16 protein-coding genes are annotated in these 17,731 nt (G+C 32.8%); 12 read left to right on the top strand and 4 right to left on the bottom strand.

The features are described from left to right. Positions 1 to 31: 31 nt before the first annotated feature. The 4 genes from BP18_RS03430 to BP18_RS03445 all read left to right on the top strand — a co-directional run bounded on the left by BP18_RS03430 (position 32) and on the right by BP18_RS03445 (position 4,662). On the top strand, positions 32 to 1,117 hold the full coding sequence (locus BP18_RS03430) for a M42 family metallopeptidase (RefSeq protein WP_007723169.1): 1,086 nt from the start codon (positions 32 to 34) through the stop codon (positions 1,115 to 1,117). A gap of 195 nt (positions 1,118 to 1,312) precedes the next feature. Then, a complete protein-coding gene (hemG, locus tag BP18_RS03435) occupies positions 1,313 to 2,725 on the top strand; it encodes a protoporphyrinogen oxidase (RefSeq protein WP_029277588.1) in 1,413 nt (470 codons plus the stop codon). A gap of 131 nt (positions 2,726 to 2,856) precedes the next feature. Further along, positions 2,857 to 3,603 (top strand): MBL fold metallo-hydrolase, encoded by a 747-nt coding sequence (locus BP18_RS03440; RefSeq protein ID WP_007723167.1) that lies wholly within the window; start codon positions 2,857 to 2,859, stop codon positions 3,601 to 3,603. A gap of 39 nt (positions 3,604 to 3,642) precedes the next feature. Beyond that, positions 3,643 to 4,662: a lipoate--protein ligase gene (locus tag BP18_RS03445; protein ID WP_007723166.1), complete on the top strand. Its 1,020-nt coding sequence runs from the start codon at positions 3,643 to 3,645 to the stop codon at positions 4,660 to 4,662. A gap of 48 nt (positions 4,663 to 4,710) precedes the next feature. Here BP18_RS03445 and trpS read toward each other — a convergent pair whose 3' ends face one another. After that, complete coding sequence (gene trpS / locus BP18_RS03450; protein ID WP_007723165.1) at positions 4,711 to 5,715, bottom strand: tryptophan--tRNA ligase; 1,005 nt, start codon at positions 5,713 to 5,715, stop codon at positions 4,711 to 4,713. A 92-nt stretch (positions 5,716 to 5,807) separates the two neighbouring features. Continuing rightward, positions 5,808 to 6,179: a DUF3899 domain-containing protein gene (locus BP18_RS03455; RefSeq protein ID WP_007723164.1), complete on the bottom strand. Its 372-nt coding sequence runs from the start codon at positions 6,177 to 6,179 to the stop codon at positions 5,808 to 5,810. A gap of 279 nt (positions 6,180 to 6,458) precedes the next feature. Here BP18_RS03455 and opp3b point away from each other — a divergent pair, with 279 nt between their 5' ends. The 8 genes from opp3b (at position 6,459) to pepF (ending at position 16,147) form a co-directional block, all read left to right on the top strand. Then, a complete protein-coding gene (gene opp3b, locus BP18_RS03460; protein ID WP_007723162.1) occupies positions 6,459 to 7,406 on the top strand; it encodes an oligopeptide ABC transporter permease in 948 nt (315 codons plus the stop codon). Then, positions 7,406 to 8,455: an oligopeptide ABC transporter permease gene (gene opp3C, locus BP18_RS03465; protein WP_007723156.1), complete on the top strand. Its 1,050-nt coding sequence runs from the start codon at positions 7,406 to 7,408 to the stop codon at positions 8,453 to 8,455. Before opp3b ends, opp3C begins: the two co-directional genes overlap by 1 nt. A 14-nt stretch (positions 8,456 to 8,469) precedes the next feature. Next, positions 8,470 to 9,540, top strand: a complete 1,071-nt coding sequence (locus BP18_RS03470) for an ABC transporter ATP-binding protein (protein WP_007723154.1) — start codon at positions 8,470 to 8,472, stop codon at positions 9,538 to 9,540. Beyond that, on the top strand, positions 9,541 to 10,482 hold the full coding sequence (locus tag BP18_RS03475; protein WP_007723153.1) for an ABC transporter ATP-binding protein: 942 nt from the start codon (positions 9,541 to 9,543) through the stop codon (positions 10,480 to 10,482). It begins immediately after the preceding gene. Between the two features lie 962 nt (positions 10,483 to 11,444). Next, complete coding sequence (gene spxA / locus BP18_RS03480) at positions 11,445 to 11,843, top strand: transcriptional regulator SpxA (protein ID WP_007723151.1); 399 nt, start codon at positions 11,445 to 11,447, stop codon at positions 11,841 to 11,843. Positions 11,844 to 11,997: 154 nt separating this feature from the next. Beyond that, positions 11,998 to 12,663 carry an adaptor protein MecA gene (locus tag BP18_RS03485; RefSeq protein WP_007723148.1) on the top strand — a complete coding sequence of 222 codons (666 nt, stop codon included), beginning with the start codon at positions 11,998 to 12,000 and terminating at the stop codon, positions 12,661 to 12,663. 402 nt (positions 12,664 to 13,065) lie between these two features. Further along, positions 13,066 to 14,262, top strand: a complete 1,197-nt coding sequence (locus BP18_RS03490) for a competence protein CoiA (RefSeq protein WP_007723147.1) — start codon at positions 13,066 to 13,068, stop codon at positions 14,260 to 14,262. 67 nt (positions 14,263 to 14,329) lie between these two features. Next, positions 14,330 to 16,147: an oligoendopeptidase F gene (gene pepF / locus BP18_RS03495; protein WP_007723145.1), complete on the top strand. Its 1,818-nt coding sequence runs from the start codon at positions 14,330 to 14,332 to the stop codon at positions 16,145 to 16,147. Between the two features lie 71 nt (positions 16,148 to 16,218). On the opposite strand, the gene BP18_RS03500 is transcribed toward pepF, so the two are convergent. Both BP18_RS03500 and BP18_RS03505 read right to left on the bottom strand, forming a co-directional pair. Next, on the bottom strand, positions 16,219 to 16,905 hold the full coding sequence (locus BP18_RS03500) for a DsbA family protein (protein WP_007723142.1): 687 nt from the start codon (positions 16,903 to 16,905) through the stop codon (positions 16,219 to 16,221). 187 nt (positions 16,906 to 17,092) lie between these two features. Further along, positions 17,093 to 17,674 carry a CYTH domain-containing protein gene (locus BP18_RS03505; RefSeq protein ID WP_007723140.1) on the bottom strand — a complete coding sequence of 194 codons (582 nt, stop codon included), beginning with the start codon at positions 17,672 to 17,674 and terminating at the stop codon, positions 17,093 to 17,095. Positions 17,675 to 17,731 lie beyond the last annotated feature (57 nt).

Here is a 17,731-nt window from a genome sequence, read left to right on the forward strand (position 1 = left end):
TTAATGAATAAACTAATTGGAGGCCAATATAATGGAAGAAAAAGAACTACAAATGTTAAAAGAATTGACTGATGCAAAAGGAATTGCAGGTAATGAAGGACAAGTCAGAGAAGTATTTGTAAAGTATGCAAAAGAAAATGCAGACAGCATCGTTTTTGATGGATTAGGTAGTGTGATTGCGAAAAGTGTTGGCGATAAAACCGGACCTAAAGTATTGTTTGCTGGTCACCTAGATGAAGTTGGTTTTATGGTAACTAAAATCACAGAAGAAGGTTTTATTAAGTTTCAAACGATTGGTGGTTGGTGGGCACAAGTTATGCTAGCTCAACAAGTTGAAATTACAACAACAAAAAATAAAACGATTCACGGTGTAACTGGTTGTAAACCACCACATGTCTTAACTGCTGAAGTACGTAATAAGGCTTATGATATTCAAGATATGTTTATTGATATTGGAGCTTCTTCTAGAGAGGAAGCAATGGAATGGGGCATTAAACCAGGTGATATGGTAACACCATATACTGAGTTTAGACGTTTAAATGGATCGAAATTTATCTTAGCAAAAGCTTGGGACAATCGTATTGGAACAGCGGTTACTTTGAAAGTATTAGAAAATTTAAAAGCTGAAGGACATCCCAATAAAGCATTTGCAGTCGGAAATGTACAAGAAGAAGTTGGGCTAAGAGGAGCAAAAACAGCGACCCATTTAGTGGATCCAGATATTGCCTTTGCACTTGATACGGGTACAGCGGGAGATACTCCAGGTATGACTGAAAAAGAAGCAGATTCTAAACTAGGAAAAGGGCCTCAAATCATCATTTATGACGCTTCTATGGTAGCTCACAAAGGGTTGCGTGACTTTGTTGTCACTATTGCAGAAGAACTAAATATTCCTTTCCAATATACTGTTATCGCTGGTGGAGGAACGGATGCAGGAAGTCAACACGTAAGTAAAAATGGTATACCAGCATTAGCAATTACTGTAGCAACACGTTATTTACATTCACATACTTCAGTTATCCATGAAGATGATTATTTAAATACGGTGAAATTAGTAACAGAAGTCATTAAACGATTAGATGCTAAAACAGTTGAAAAAATCAAATACGCTAATTAACAATAAAAATAAGCTGGAATGGATAGTGCAATTTTATGCAATTCAGCTTGTTTCTATTTTTGTTGAATCGTTTCTTTATGACAAATCAATGAATTTTTGACGAATCTTTATTAGATAAACTAGAATAACATTTCCTTTTAGCAAAATAACTAGTAAAATAACTAGTAATGATTCAATCAGAAAGGGGGGGAATAGGTGAAAAGAGCCAAAAAAAGAATTGCGGTAATAGGTGGAGGAATAACAGGGTTAGTTACTGCTTATCGAATTCAGCAACAAATTATAAAAGAACAGTTGCCTTTTGAGCTTGTCTTGCTAGAGTCGTCTTTAAAAATAGGCGGTAAAATCTATACCATGAAGGTAGAAGACAACTACTTTGATTTAGGAGCTGAATCTATTGATATCCGCTATCCTGAAGCGATGGAGCTCATTGAAGAATTGGGCCTTGCAGACCAATTGATCTATAGTGAAGGCAATAAACCTGATATCTTTTTTTATAATAAGTTACATAGTCTTGATTATCCAACCTATAAAGGCATTCCAGTAAGGAAAATGGATATCTGGAAAAATGATTTATTAACTTTTCACGGAAAAGTGGCTAGCTTTAAAGATAGTCTATTTCCTGTAAAACCCTTGGTAAAAGATATTGAAATGAGTCGGTATCTAAAAAGTAGGTTTGGAGAAGAATTGGTTGAACACATAGTTGAACCTTTTTTCTCTAAGATTTACGCTAGTGATTTAGATGAAATGGGAATCAAGTCTTCTAAAGAAGTTATTTATTCATTAGAGCAGAAATATGGCAATCTTTCAAAGGCGATTAAATATCATCCTGAGTTGTTAGATGGTTCTGGTAACTATGTTACTTTTCAAAAAGGGTTAGCCGTCTTGACAGATAAATTAATCGAAATCCTAAAACCTCATATTCAAACTAGCAAGAAAGTTTTTGAAATCAAGCAAGGCACTGAAGGTACGTATATTATAGATATCAACCGAAAAGAACAGGTGCGAGTTGGAGCCATTTCTATCGCAACACCTGTAACTGAATATTCAAAAATATTAAACAATGAAGTTTTTGGACAAGTATTTGATCAAGTTGAAACTGCATCTATCGGGTATATTTTGTTTAAGTTTAAAAAAGAAGCTATAAAAAATGAGCCAAAAGGATTTGGCGTAGTTACTCCAAGAAGAAGTGATTCTTTTGTCACGTCAATTGTATTTTTAAATAAAAAATGGTCATTTCTTAAAGATGAAGAAGATCTCTATATTGGTGTAAGTTTCGGTAGAAAAGGTGAAGACTTGCTTGTTTCTTTAAGCAATAAAGATATAGAAGAGTCAATTTTAAAAGACTTAGAAATTATACTTGGAATTACAGAAAAACCGATAAATCGTATTGTAAAACGATGGCCTAACACGATACCGCAGTACACAGTAGATCAAGAAGAAAATATAAAAGAAATGATTGAATTACTGGCACATGACTATCCAGGAATATATATTTCTGGAATAGGACTAGAGGGTTTTGGCATCAATCAATGTATTGGTCAAGCGAATAAAGCGAGCAAAAAAATAGTTGATCATATAAAAAAACAAAATTGTATTTATGATAAATAAAATAGATTGTAAAAAATAAAAAAGACTCTTTTTAGAATTAAAAAAGGTCTTTTTTATTTTAAACTTTGTTTTGTTGGTGTAAGGTATGTTAGAGAAGATAAGATGAAATAGAAGAGAGGGAAGGGAAGAAAATGAAATTAACTGTATTAGGTTTTTGGGGTGGATATCCGACAAAGAACTCAGGTACAAGTTCTTATTTATTAGAAACAGAAAATTATCATCTATTAATCGATGCTGGAAGTGCTTCTTTGATTGCTTTAGAAAATCATCTAGACCCTTTAGAGTTGGATGCTGTTATTTTATCTCATTATCATTATGATCATATAGCTGATTTAGGTGTTTTACAATTCACACGTCAATTAAAACGGATGAAAAATAATCTTGAAAGAGCTTCAATGCTTCCTATTTATGGACACCAAGGTGATGACGAAAATTTTAAACGATTAACGATGGATCTTGTGAGTGAAGGGATAGCTTATCAGGAACAGCAAAAAATAACTATCGGTCCTTTTGAAATACAATTTATGAAAACTCTTCATCCTGTAGAATGTTATGCTATGAAGATTGTTGAAATGAAAACAGGTAAAACGTTAGTTTATACAGCAGATTCTGGTTATTTACCCGAATTTATTCCCTTTAGCAAAGATGCTGATATATTATTAGCTGATACAAATTTATTCAATGGAATGGAAAATCATCGTGTTCATATGGCCGCATCTGAAGTAGGCAGAATAGCCAAAGCCGCAGAGGTGAAAAAAGTTATTTTAACACATCTCCCACAAGTTGGCGATTTAGAATTATTGAAAGCTCAAGCAGTCAATGAAGCGCCAAAAACAGAAATAATAGTAGCGGAAAAAGATCTAACAATTGAGATTTGAGAATCATAACATAAAAGTTTAGAAATGAGGAAACGGAAAATGTATTATGTTAAAAATGTTCGTAATGGGAAAGAGATAACAGATCCCGCAATTAATCTAGCAATTGAATACCATTTATTAAACAACGTGGTATTAGATGAACCAATATTGCTTTTTTATATTAATGAACCGTCAATTATTATTGGTAGAAATCAAAATACGATTGAAGAAATTAATACAGACTATGTAGAAAAAAATAATATCCATATAGTTCGTCGTTTTTCAGGAGGTGGAGCTGTCTACCATGATTTTGGCGTTTTTTGTTTTTGTTTTATTACTAGTGATGATGGTGATTCGTTTCGTGATTTCGGTAAGTTTACAGATCCTATTATCGATTCTTTACACAAAATGGGAGTTGAAGGTGCTAAACTAGAAGGCAGAAATGACCTGTTAATCAATGGACAAAAATTCTCTGGGAATGCAATGTATTCAAAAAATGGCCGAATGACTGCCCATGGAACAATCATGTTTGATAGTGATATTGAAGAAGTTGTAAATGCTCTTAAAGTAAGAAAAGATAAAATTGAATCAAAAGGAATCAAATCCATTAGAAGCCGTGTGACCAATATAAAACCTTACTTATCTGATGACTATCAGTTTTTGAGTACAAAGGAATTTAGAGATCGTTTGTTGTTAAATATATTTGATGTTAATGATGCTGCAGATGTTAAGGAATACCAATTAACGAATAATGATTGGGAGCAAATTGAACAACTTTCTAAAGATTACTTTAGCAATTGGGATTGGAATTATGGGAAATCACCAAAATTTGAATTGGTTCGTCGTCATCGTTTTTCAATCGGTTCTGTTGAGTTTAAAATGAATGTAGACAAAGGCTTTATTCAAGATATTCGTATTTTCGGAGATTTCTTTGGTTTAGGAGATATTTCTGATGTGGAAGAGGTATTGAATGGCACTAAATATGATGTGACTTCTATTAGCGATGCTTTAGAAGCTATAAATGTTAAAAATTATTTTGGAAATATTACAAAAGAAGAACTAGTACATTTAATTTATTAAAAAAAAGCGAAACAGATAGAATTGTTATTCTGTCTGTTTCGCTTTTTTTTATCTTCTTTTTCTTCCTAAACCGGTAGCGTTTCTCATTTTTAGAAGTGTTTTATTAGCTACTAAGTTTGCTTTGATTGCACCGTCATCCAAAATTGAATCCAACTCATCTGAGTTAAGCAACGCATCATGTTTGATTTGAATGGGCTCTAGAACAGCCACAATTGCTTCACCGAGGTCCTCTTTGAATTGACCGTATCCGCTATTTTGATAACGCTCTACCAGTTCAGCGATACTAAAATTGGTAAATGAAGCATAAATTGTTAATAAATTAGAGATACCAGGTTTATTTTCAGGATCGTATTCGATAATTCCGCTAGAATCCGTCACAGCGCTCTTGATTTTTTTACGAATGATTGCGGGCTCATCTAACATTGAAATGAAACTTTTTTTATTCGTATCAGATTTACTCATTTTTTTCAGAGGGTCTTGCAAACTCATGATACGACCACCAGATTTTGGTATTTTTACTTCTGGCATAGTAAGCAATTCATTGCCATTGCCGTATTTATTATTAAAACGAGTAACAAAATCGCGGGTTAGTTCTAAGTGTTGTTTTTGATCATCTCCAACAGGGACTAAGTTAGATTGATAAAGAACAATATCGGCAACCATTAAAGGAGGATAAGTTAATAAACCAACCGAAACACCAGACCGACTATTTTTTGCAGATTTATCTTTGAATTGTGTCATTCGTTCTAATTCTCCGATATTTGTATTGCATTGAACAATCCAAGCAGCTTCAGCATGTGCAGAAACTTCTGATTGAATGAAAATAATGGCTTTAGCTGGATCTAATCCGATAGCTACGTATAATGCAGCAAGACTTTTTGTTTGTTGTCTAAGTTTTGCCGGCTCTTGTTCTACAGTAATTGCATGTTCGTCAACAATACAGAAGTAACTCGTATAATGTTCTTGTAAATCTATAAATTGTTTCATTGCGCCAATGTAATTTCCAATAGTGGGAGTTCCACTGGGCTGAATACCTGAAAAAATTGTTTCCATTTTTCTACACCCCTTATTTCTAAGTACATGAGTACTATTATACGTTATTTTTTAATGGATTAAAGTCTTTGTTGAGAATGCGAACCAAATAATTATCTTTCTATAAGATAATAAGCTAATAAAGTAAGCAAACAAACTGCTAATAATGCTGAACCGACTTTTAAAAAGAAGCTATACCCTTTGCCGATTACTTTTGAAAGTGGTTTAATAGTGAATTCTTCATCGGAATGTCTACTATTTCGTATATTAAAAGCAAATTTTCGCATACTATAATTAAAAAAATCAAAAAAACCAGATGAAAAAGATGCGCCAAAAAGACCTATAATGAGAAATAGGGAGGCTCCATAAAAAGTTAAATTTGTAGTATGATAAAATGACAGCTCTTTATAGATAATCAGTTCAATGAATAAACATAAAAGGAGCGACACCATAAAGACGCGGATAGGTGTTATTTTTTGTTTCACTGTTTTTCCTCCTTAAGAGTATATATGCACTAGTGCTAAATTATATTATATAGGAATACTATGAAAAATGTATGAATATATTTAAAGAGAGATAAATGAACATCTTGCCAAAATGTACCCGTATTATCGTTGTTTTCTAATCTAATTATAATTTTCCAGTAAAATATCATAGCATAATTCAAAAAAGTTTTGCAATATTGCTTTTGACAAGCTATTCTATATAGTATATTCTTTTTTGTAGGAGAATTAAAATTAAAATTATTGGAGGTGCTCTAATCGATGAAAAGTTATGCGAAATTTTTAGGAAAACGTGTATTATACATGTTATTGACATTATTTTTAATTGCATCGATTACTTTCTTCTTAATGAAACTTTTACCAGGTACTCCATATAGTAACCAGGATAAACTTTCAGAAGAACAAATCTATATTATGAATGAACAATATGGATTGAATGAACCAGTTCCGGTTCAGTATTTAGTGTATATCGGAGGATTACTTCAAGGAGATTTAGGAGTGTCATTCCAATTTAGCAATACTCCAGTAACAAAACTTCTATCTACGCGTATAGGTCCGTCCTTGCAGCTAGGTATACAAGCCGTTGCACTAGGGACGATACTTGGTATTGTGTTAGGTGTAATAGCAGCAATGTATCAAAATACTTGGATTGATACGCTTGCAACTTTTTCAGCTATTTTAGGAAGATCTATTCCTAACTTTGTTATAGCTGTTCTGTTGCAATTAATATTTGGGGTATATTTACAATGGTTCCCAATCGCTTTATGGGATGGCGGATTCAGTTCATCTGTTCTTCCTACATTAGCATTAGCAATCTCCCCACTAGCAGACTCAGCTCGTTTTATTAGAACTGAGATGGTAGATGTCTTAAGTAGTGATTATGTTGAGTTAGCAAGAGCAAAAGGGTTAAGCAGATGGACAGTGGCATTTAAGCATGGTGTTCGTAATGCTTTGATTCCATTAGTAACAATCTTAGGGCCTATGGCTGTTGGTTTAATGACAGGTTCAATGGTTGTAGAAAATATCTATGCTATTCCTGGTATTGGTGAACAATTCGTTAAATCAATCATGACAAATGATTACCCAACTATTATGGGTGTAACTATTCTTTATTCAGCTATGCTTGTATTTATTATTTTAGTTGTAGATATTTTATACGGAGTAATTGATCCGCGTATTCGTGTTTCTACTGAAGGAGGGGACAAATAATGCATAAACAAGAAAATACTCCTGTTGCAGATGAATTAAAAAATCTGTCTCCTGATATGTTTGCTCCAGCTACTGAGTCAAGTATGGTAGATAATGAAAAAATTGCAGCACCTTCATTAAGCTTTATACAAGACTCATGGAGAAGATTGAAAAAAAATAAAGCAGCTGTTGTTAGTCTGTTTGTTCTGATAATTATGATTATTCTTACAGTTGCAGCACCAATTGTTGCACCTCATGATCCAAATGTTCAAACAGTAGAGTTTGCAAGTTTGCCACCTAAAATTCCAGGAATCGGTATCGACGGTTTAAATGGAACTCAAAAAGTTGGAGAAAACCGTGTAGACAAATATGCTGAAAAAAATGTTCCAGAAGATCAATACTATATTTTAGGTACAGATAGTTTAGGTCGTGATTTACTTTCACGTATTCTTTATGGTACTCGAGTATCGTTAATTATCGCTTTTGTAGCAGCACTATTTGATTTAACTATAGGTGTAACTTATGGTTTAGTTTCAGGATGGTGTGGTGGAAGAATTGATAACTTCATGCAACGTGTCTTAGAAGTTCTTTCTGGTGTTCCCAATCTAGTTGTCGTTATCTTGATGCTATTGGTATTGAAACCAGGAATCACATCTATTATTATTGCTTTAGCTATTACTGGGTGGATTTCAATGGCCAGGGTAGTCAGGGCACAAACGTTAAAATTAAAAAATCAAGAATATATTTTAGCTGCTCGTACTTTGGGCGAATCACCACTTAAAATTGCATTTAAACATTTAATTCCAAACTTATCTGGTGTTATCATTATTCAAACAATGTTCTCAATTCCTTCTGCCATTTTCTTCGAAGCTTTCTTAAGTTTCATCGGTATAGGGATTCCAGCACCAACTGCTTCATTAGGAACATTGATTAATGACGGATACAAAACTTTCCGCTTCCTACCTCATTTAATGTGGTATCCAGCAGCAGTTATTTGTATTTTGATGATATCATTTAACTTATTAGCCGATGGTCTGCGTGATGCATTTGATCCAAAAATGAAAGATTAGCGAGGTGAAAACGAATGAGTAATGTATTAGAAGTTAAAGATTTGGAAATTACATTCGACACCTATGCTGGTAAAGTAAAAGCTATCCGCGGTGTCAGTTTTGATTTAAAAAAAGGTGAAACGCTAGCAATTGTAGGAGAATCCGGTTCTGGGAAATCTGTTACAACGCGTAGCATCATGCGTTTGTTATCACAAAATGCAAATGTTGAGAATGGTGAAATTCTATTTAATGGTGAAGATCTTATTAAAAAATCTGAAAAAGAAATGCAAGGTATTCGTGGTAAAGAAATTGCAATGATTTTTCAAGATCCGATGACTTCTCTAAATCCAACAATGACAATTGGTAAACAAATTTCTGAACCCATTCGATTGCATCAAAAATTAAGTAAAGATGATGCGAGAAAAAGAGCTTTAGAACTATTGAACTTAGTAGGTTTACCAGATGCAGAAAGACGTATGAAACAATATCCTCACCAATTTTCTGGTGGACAAAGACAACGTATTGTTATTGCTATTGCTCTTGCATGTAACCCTGAGGTATTAATTGCCGATGAGCCAACAACAGCATTAGATGTAACTATCCAAGCTCAAATTTTAGATTTAATGAAAGAATTGCAAAAGAAAATTGCTACATCTATTATCTTTATTACCCATGATTTAGGTGTAGTTGCTAACGTAGCTGATCGTGTTGCAGTAATGTATGCAGGTAAAATTGTAGAAATTGGAACAGTAGATGAAATATTCTATAATCCTCAACACCCATATACATGGGGATTGATCAGTTCTATGCCGACATTAGAAATTACTGAAACATTGTATGCTATTCCTGGAACACCACCAGATTTATTGGATCCTCCAAAAGGAGATGCATTTGCTCCACGTAATGCATTTGCAATGAAAATTGATACAGAATTAGAACCACCGTATTTTAAAGTTTCTGAAACACACTTAGCTTCAACATGGTTATTGCATCCGGATGCACCTGCAGTTGAGCCACCACCAGAAATTAAAGCGCGTCAAAAAATTTACGAAGAAAAATTTGCCCCAAAATATGCTAAGACTCAAGTCAAAGGAGGGGTAAACTAAATGGAAAATAGAGAAAAAATCTTAGAAGTTAAAGGTCTGAAACAGTACTTCAATAAAGGTACAAAAAATGAAGTTCGTGCAGTTGATGATGTTACTTTTGATATTTATAAAGGTGAAACTTTTGGTTTAGTTGGTGAATCTGGTTCAGGTAAATCAACAACAGGTCGTTCAATTATTCGTTTGTATGATCCGACAGCTGGAGAAATTGATTTTGAAGGCACAAAAGTTCATGATATAACTGGTAAAAAAGATATGTTGAAATTTAGAAGAGAAATGCAAATGATTTTCCAAGATCCTTATGCATCTTTAAATCCTAAAATGAAAGTCCGTGATATCATTGCTGAAGGTATTGATATCCATGGATTAGCTAGTTCTACTGAGGACAGAAACCAACAAGTTGATGATTTATTGAAAACGGTTGGTTTGAATCCAGATCATGCTTCACGTTACCCGCATGAATTTTCAGGTGGACAACGCCAACGTATCGGAATTGCTAGAGCTTTAGCAGTTAAGCCTAAGTTTATCATCGCCGATGAACCAATATCTGCATTGGATGTTTCTATCCAAGCACAAGTAGTAAACTTATTGATGGAATTGCAAAAAACTCAAAATTTAACATTTTTGTTTATTGCCCATGACTTATCAATGGTTAAATACATTAGTGATCGTATCGGTGTAATGAATACGGGTAAATTGCTTGAATTAGCTCCTGCTGATGAAGTATACAACACGCCTTTACATCCTTATACGGAAAGTTTATTGTCTGCTGTACCTTTACCAGATCCTGAATACGAACGCAATCGTGTCCGTACTCCTTATATTCCTCGTGAATCAAATGGAGAACCAGAAGAGCTACGTGAAATTTCTCCTGGACACTTTGTTTATTGTAGAGAATCTGATATAGCAGCTTTAAAAGAAAAAAAAGCAAATTACAAAAAATAAAATAAAAAGAAGCTATAGATTCAACAGTCATGTTGAATCTAGGCTCTATGTCAAATAGTGTTGGTGAGTAAACTATCCAATTAAATAAAAGTTAAGGTGAAGGTTTTAAGAAGATGATTTCTTAAAGCCTTCATTTTTTATTTTGTGTAGTACAAGACAGCAGGATGCGATTACGAAAACTCGGCTCTTCGTCAAATGGTGTGGCTGCTTCTAAAACTTCTTTCGGAATAGACGGATTTGCTTGAAAGTTCTTAAGCCTAAAGTCTTAAGGACTTTCAAGCCTCAAACACAGCTTAATCGCTAAAGCGTTAAAGCGTTAAAGCTGTGTCATTCACATTGAATACTTTACAGGGCTACAAGCAATCCTATTCCTCCAGAATGTTAAGCATGAACTAAATTCATCTATCAACACTAAAAAGTATAGAGCCTTAAAAAAAATGGTGTTAGTTCAATAAGATGAAATGTTCTCAAAAAGAAGGATTATGCTTGTAAAAGGCTACTGGTACTTCCTAGACTGAAGTTGTGATACAGATAAGGTAACTCTAGTTAGCAGTGACTAAGGTGCTTCATTTTAGGTTTTAGAACGGTTATAGGCTAACCCATTCTCTAATAGTTTTGTGCACTAGGCTTAACTAAGTTGAAAAATTCTTGCATTAAAAAAATGTTTACTTTCAAACAAAATATTATTTGTAATGAATTCTTATTTGCATTAATTATCATTGGTCTTATTCTGAGATAAACGTTGTTAAATAAAGGTTTCTAATATGAAAAGATGAACTGCAGAAAAAAACAATCTGTAAAATTAATGTAAATTTTACTATAAAGTGACAAAAAGATGGCAAAAGGGGTAGTATTTTCAAAATGAATGTTTTATAATAAACTTGTAAGGCATTTCATAGTTTCATTAACAATCCTCAATTTTTTTGAACAATCTATCTGATTAAAAAAGGAGAGAATAACATATGGTAACTTTATATACATCGCCTAGTTGTACATCATGTCGTAAAGCCAGAGCTTGGTTAGAAGAAAATGGTATTACTTATAATGAAAGAAATATCTTCTCAGAACCATTGACGATCGGTGAAATTAAGTCTATTTTAAGAATGACTGAAGACGGCACAGAAGAAATCATTTCGACTCGTTCTAAAGTATTCCAAGAACTGAATGTCGATTTAGATGATTTACCTTTAAATGAAATGTTTGATTTAATTCAAGAAAATCCAGGTCTTCTACGTCGACCAATTATGGTAGATGAAAAAAGACTGCAAGTAGGCTATAACGAAGATGAAATTCGTCGTTTCTTGCCTCGCGAAGTAAGAGCACTTGAATTGAAACAAGCTCAACTTATAGTAGGTTATTAATAATAGTTCAAAACTACGCATCTGGAAGGTGTTGTAGTTTTTTTTTGGCACTTTTAACTTTACATTTAATTTATTTCCTTTAGAATGGTTATATAGATTATTCATAAGTTAAACTGCTTTTTAACTATGAAGAAGAGAAATGAGGTGTAGGACTATGGAAATGGAACATATTAATGAAAACACCATACGAGTATTAATTGAGAACGCTGATTTAGAAGAAAGAGGCGTAACCTTTTTAGACCTTTTAGGAAATCATAAACAAATTGAAAATTTCTTTTATAGTATTTTAGAAGAAGTAGATGTAGAAGAACAGTTCCATGAATCTGATGCCATTACATTTCAAGTACTGCCAAGTGGAACCGGCTTAGAATTGTTTATTAGTAAAGGTGGTCCAATAAACGATCAGTTAGAATTTTCTTCAGCATCTGAGAATCTTAATTCAGATGAATTTTCTCAATATATAAAAAAACAAATGGTACAAAATTTAAATAAATCTGAAAAAGAAGCTGAAATTGAACATTTTGAAGATGAAACACAAGAAGTTGTTTTAAGGTTAAATGAGTTTGAAGATATGATTGAATTGGCTAAAATGATGCATTTAGACAATGCGTTATCTAATCTATATCTGTATAAAGAAAGATATTATTTAAATTTAGTCTTTTTCATTGATGAAATGACTGAAAGAAGTGCTGATGAAGAAATCGCACTTGCACTAGAGTTTGCTGAAAAGACACCAGTTACTCAAGGAATCTTAGAAGAGCATGGCAAAATGATCATGGAGAAAAAGGCACTTGAATTAACACGTCACTATTTTAAATAAATTCACTAATATAGTTTGAAAAGATCAAAGAAAGAATTACTTTCTTTGATCTTTTTTAGTTTTTTCATCAAATAGTGTGGATAGAATAAAATAAATTTCTTCCGGAATAGACGGGTTTGCTTGTGGAGAGCCATGGCATCGCCTGAAGCCTGAAAGATGTCTTCAGGCTTTCAAGCCTCAAACAAAACGTAATCGCTGAAGCGCTAACGTTTTGTAATTCGCATTGAATCCTGTACATGGATACAAGAAACCCCTATTCCTCCAGAAATAAATTCGTGTCATTAATTTAACTTAACTATCAACACTAAAGATTATAGATCCCTTTTTTATATGCATAAAAATAGTATTCACACCTTTTTGCGGATAATTAAAGTATGAAATGTTTGAAGGGGGAAAATAGTGATGCTAGTTGCAGTGAATAATGAGAACGTTTACGTTAATGCGATGAATGTGCAAAGAAATATCAAACAAAAGACTGAATATTTTTGTCCAAACTGTAAAGAACTCGTTTTTCTTAAGAAGGGATTAATCAAACAAGCTCATTTTACCCATTTTCAAAAGAGTGATTGTGCTGTTTTTTCAGAAGGCGAAACTGAAGAACATGTCTCAGGTAAAGCCATGCTTTATCAGTGGTTCATACACCAAAATATTCCCTGTCAATTGGAAGCATATTTGCTAAACTTAAAGCAGCGGCCTGATTTGTTAATTTGGTTAGATGAGCAGACACCAGTTGCTATTGAATTTCAATGTAGTTCTCTATCCGCCCAACGCATGATTGAACGAACGAATGGATATATTGAAAATGGGTATAAAGTTTATTGGATTTTAGGTGGAAGTTATCATTTTAAACATAAACTAACAAGTTTCCAAAAATTATTTATTAAGGAACATAAAAAAATAGGCTGCTATTTTTTAGAATTACATGTTGATAAAAGCACATTAACAGTTCATTTCAATATTAACCAATATGGCAATTCATCACAGATTGCTTCTTATTCTGCCCATATTGAGTTAACTAAAGCAAATACAAACTTAGATAACATTAAAGAGAGGTTATTACATATCTCAAAAGCCAAACAAAATGAATTAAAAAACCAGTTGATTAAAAGTCAAAGTTCTTTGAATAGAGGCAGAAATTACCAAGTACCGGAAATTGTTGCTTTTCAAAAGTATATTTATAAAAGAGGAGACTCTTTAATTTCTTTGCCTGTTGAAGTCTATTTACCAGTAAAAAATCAATTGTTTATTAAGACGTTACCTTATTTTTGGAAATATCAGTTATTAGAATGGATCATGAACAGAAATAGTGGTGAGGTTATCTCTAAAAAGGAAGTACACAATAAGTTTTTTGTGATGATCCAAAATAATGAACTTGTCTTTCATTTAATGCCCCTTATCTCGCTTGAGAGTAAAAAAAGGTGCATCGATAGTTTTATGGCCCTTTTAACTGAAAGAGGTTTGTTATCTGTTATTTCTAATTCTGATTGGATGGTACAAAGAGAACCCCAACGGTATGAAAATGAAAAGGAAAAGATAGCTGATTTCTTAGCTTTAGACTATTCGTTTGCAACTGAATCGAATGTGAAAGTAACTAAATGAAATTAACTTTATTCTAAAGATTTTTATGGTACTATTAAACATAAGAAAATTTAGAGGAGGTTTTTAAATGGATGAATCAAAACAATTACCAAAAAGAGATAAGGTACCTAGTGAATGGACCTGGGACCTAGGTGTTATTTTTAAATCTGATGAAGAGTTTGAACAGTCATATAAAGAATTAGAAAAAACAATAGAGTCTGCTGGAGCCTATAAAGGCACATTGACTAATGGATCTGAAAGTTTCTTAAAAGCGATCCAAGTTATTTTAGGTTTATCTAATCAATTAGAAACCTTATATGTATATGCTCAATTAAAAAATGATCAAGATACAACGAACTCTACCTACCAAGGGATGTATGAACAGGCTACTAAACTAGCAACACAGGCTAATGAGGCTATCTCATGGTTCGAACCTGAGGTATTAGAACTACCAGAAGAAAAATTGGAGCAATACTTTAGCGAAAATGAAGAACTGGCTATTTACAAACATTTTATTAATCAATTAACAGCCGCTAGAAAACATGTTTTAAGTGCTAACGAAGAAGCATTATTAGCAGGAGCAGGAGAGATTTTTAACGCTTCAAGTCGGACATTTAATATATTAAATAATGCAGATATCACATTTCCAACAATCAAAGATGAAAATGGCAATGATATTCAATTATCACATGGAGTCTATGGACAATTAATAGAAAGTACCAACCGTTCTGTTCGTGAAGCTGCTTTTAAAAATCTTTACAAAGTATATGAAGGCTTACAAAATACTTTCTCAAGTACGCTTTCTTCGCATGTTAAATACCATAATTACAATGCAAAAGTGCATCATTATCAATCTGCACGTGAAAAAGCATTAAGCAACAATCATATTCCAGAATCTGTTTATGATACATTACTAGATGTTGTACATGACCACTTACCTTTACTGCATCGCTATGTTGCTCTAAGAAAAGAATTATTAAATGTAGAAGAGCTTCATATGTATGATATGTACACACCTATTAGTGGCGAAGCAGGTATCAAATATACGTATGAAGAAGCTGAAGCTGAGACCTTGAAAGCGTTACAACCACTTGGCGAGGAATACCTATCCGTTTTGAAGAAGGCTTTTAATAATCGCTGGATAGATGTTATAGAAAATGAAGGCAAAAGAAGTGGAGCATACTCTTCAGGAGCATATGAAACAAATCCTTACATCCTATTAAATTGGCATGACTCTTTAAACCATCTATATACACTTGTCCATGAATTAGGTCACAGCGCTCATAGTTACTATACAAGAACCAATCAGCCCTATGTGTATGGAGATTATTCTATCTTTTTAGCAGAAATAGCGTCTACTACAAATGAAAATATTTTGACTGATTATTTATTAGAAACACAAAAAGATCCAAAAGTTAGAGCATATGTTTTAAATCATTATTTGGATGGATTTAAAGGTACAATTTTCAGACAGACTCAGTTTGCAGAATTTGAACATTTCATCCATGAAGAAGCAGCAAAAGGAACACCTTTAACCAGTGAATTTTTAACTAATTATTATGGTGAACTGAATGCACGTTATTATGGTCCAGATGTTGAAAAAGATCCTGAAATCGCTTTGGAATGGACTAGAATACCTCACTTTTATTATAATTATTATGTTTACCAATATTCGACAGGTTTTTCAGCTGCTACTGCTTTAGCTGATAAAATCGTTAAAGGTGAAGAAGGGGCATTAGACAAATACTTGACTTATTTAAAATCTGGAAACAGTGATTATCCTATCGAAGTAATGAAAAAAGCGGGAGTAGATATGACTGAGAAAACTTATATAGAAGATGCTATGAAAGTTTTCGAGTCAAGATTAAATGAGTTAGAAACACTTATTGAAACGTTAAAAAAATAAAGTATAAACAAATAAAAACACTAAGCCTTGGCTTAGTGTTTTTATTTGTGCTAGAGTATAAAATGAAAATTTTATAGTACTTGCAATGCTGCTTTATTCATTGAATGGATGTCTGTTTTAGAGATCATTTGATTTCTGGCTTCGATAATCATAGGATTAGGATTATGCAGTGCTTGCAACAATTCTACTGTAATGCCTTCTTCAATCAATAACCCATGCTCTTTATGGTGGTCGCTAAATAATACACAGGAAGGAGCACTAGAAATACTCATCTCGCGAGCCAATTTTTGATCGGCTTCAAAAGACGTTTTTGTGAAATCTAATTCTTTATCTTCTAGAAACATAGGAATGTCCAGTTTAACTTTTTTAGCAACTTCTAATATAAGATGCTCTGAAAAAGGTTCTTTTTCTTCAAGTAGTGCAGTTTGCAATTCTATTAAGAAGTTACGTCCTTTTTTCTTTCCTTGCATAGTTGCAGCGGTATAATATAGACAAATATCATATGTCACAGAACATACAGTATTGCGTAATTTTAAATCACCTTTTGACAAGTTGTTTGTAGCAAGGTATTGAGTAACTGTACTCAAATTATGAACTGGAACGAAATTCACACGAATTTTACCAGTAGAATTCTCAATAAAATTTAAAACTTCTTTTTCGGCTTGTAAACAAGTTGAGTCGATTGGATTAATAAATAAATAAATTTCAAACATTTCATTAAGAGTGGATTCATTTTTAGTATGAGTAGTTGAGAACATTTATCTTCACCTTAGCCTTAGTATTTTTAAATCTATATACGTGTTCTGTTTTTGTTAACAAATACACTTTATCAAAAATAGCTAAAAAAATATAATAAAGGGTCTCATTTTTGAACAAAACTCATTATGTCTTGTAACAAAGTCGCCACATTTAATGACGAATCCTTTAATAATCAGTGATTATCAGTCATTTAGATTCCATCATTCGAACGATTTTATTTTTTGTCGGTCGTTTTTCAATGGAATGATGCTTCAGAAAACGGTCGAAATAAACTTCACCCACTTCACGAGAGCTTGTTTCAAATTCTAATTCATAATCTACTTTAGTACCATAAGAACTTTCATCTAATACAATTAATCCTTGATCGATTTTCTTTTCGTAACGCTTTGTGGTTAAAGAACCAAACAAAACAAGTTCATTTAAATCGATTTGTAAAACACTTAATTGCTTAGCTACATGACCCTTTGATGCGATAGTATGAGTGTTCAAAAAAAGTTTGGCTTGTTTTAAAGATAAAGCATCAGTTGTTTCTAAAAGATTTTGTTCAAAAGGCGTTTTTAAAGTTTGTTCAGCTGAATCTGAAAATAAACGAATACGTAAAGCCGAGTGGGAATTTTTTAGCTTCCAATCTTTCGTATCGTAATAATAGTTTTCTTGGAGATAAGAATCTTTCTCAGTTAAGTTTAAACTGCTTATTAATTGTGTGAATTCATTCTTTGTTAAACTATTTTTAAATTCAATTTCTACTTGTTGAGATATTTGTTTCACTTCCTATTTAGAATTAGTTTACTCAGTGCACTAATAGTTTGTTCTTCTGGCACTGAT

This window comes from Carnobacterium jeotgali MS3, from assembly GCF_000745125.1.
Classification (GTDB): domain Bacteria; phylum Bacillota; class Bacilli; order Lactobacillales; family Carnobacteriaceae; genus Carnobacterium_B; species Carnobacterium_B jeotgali.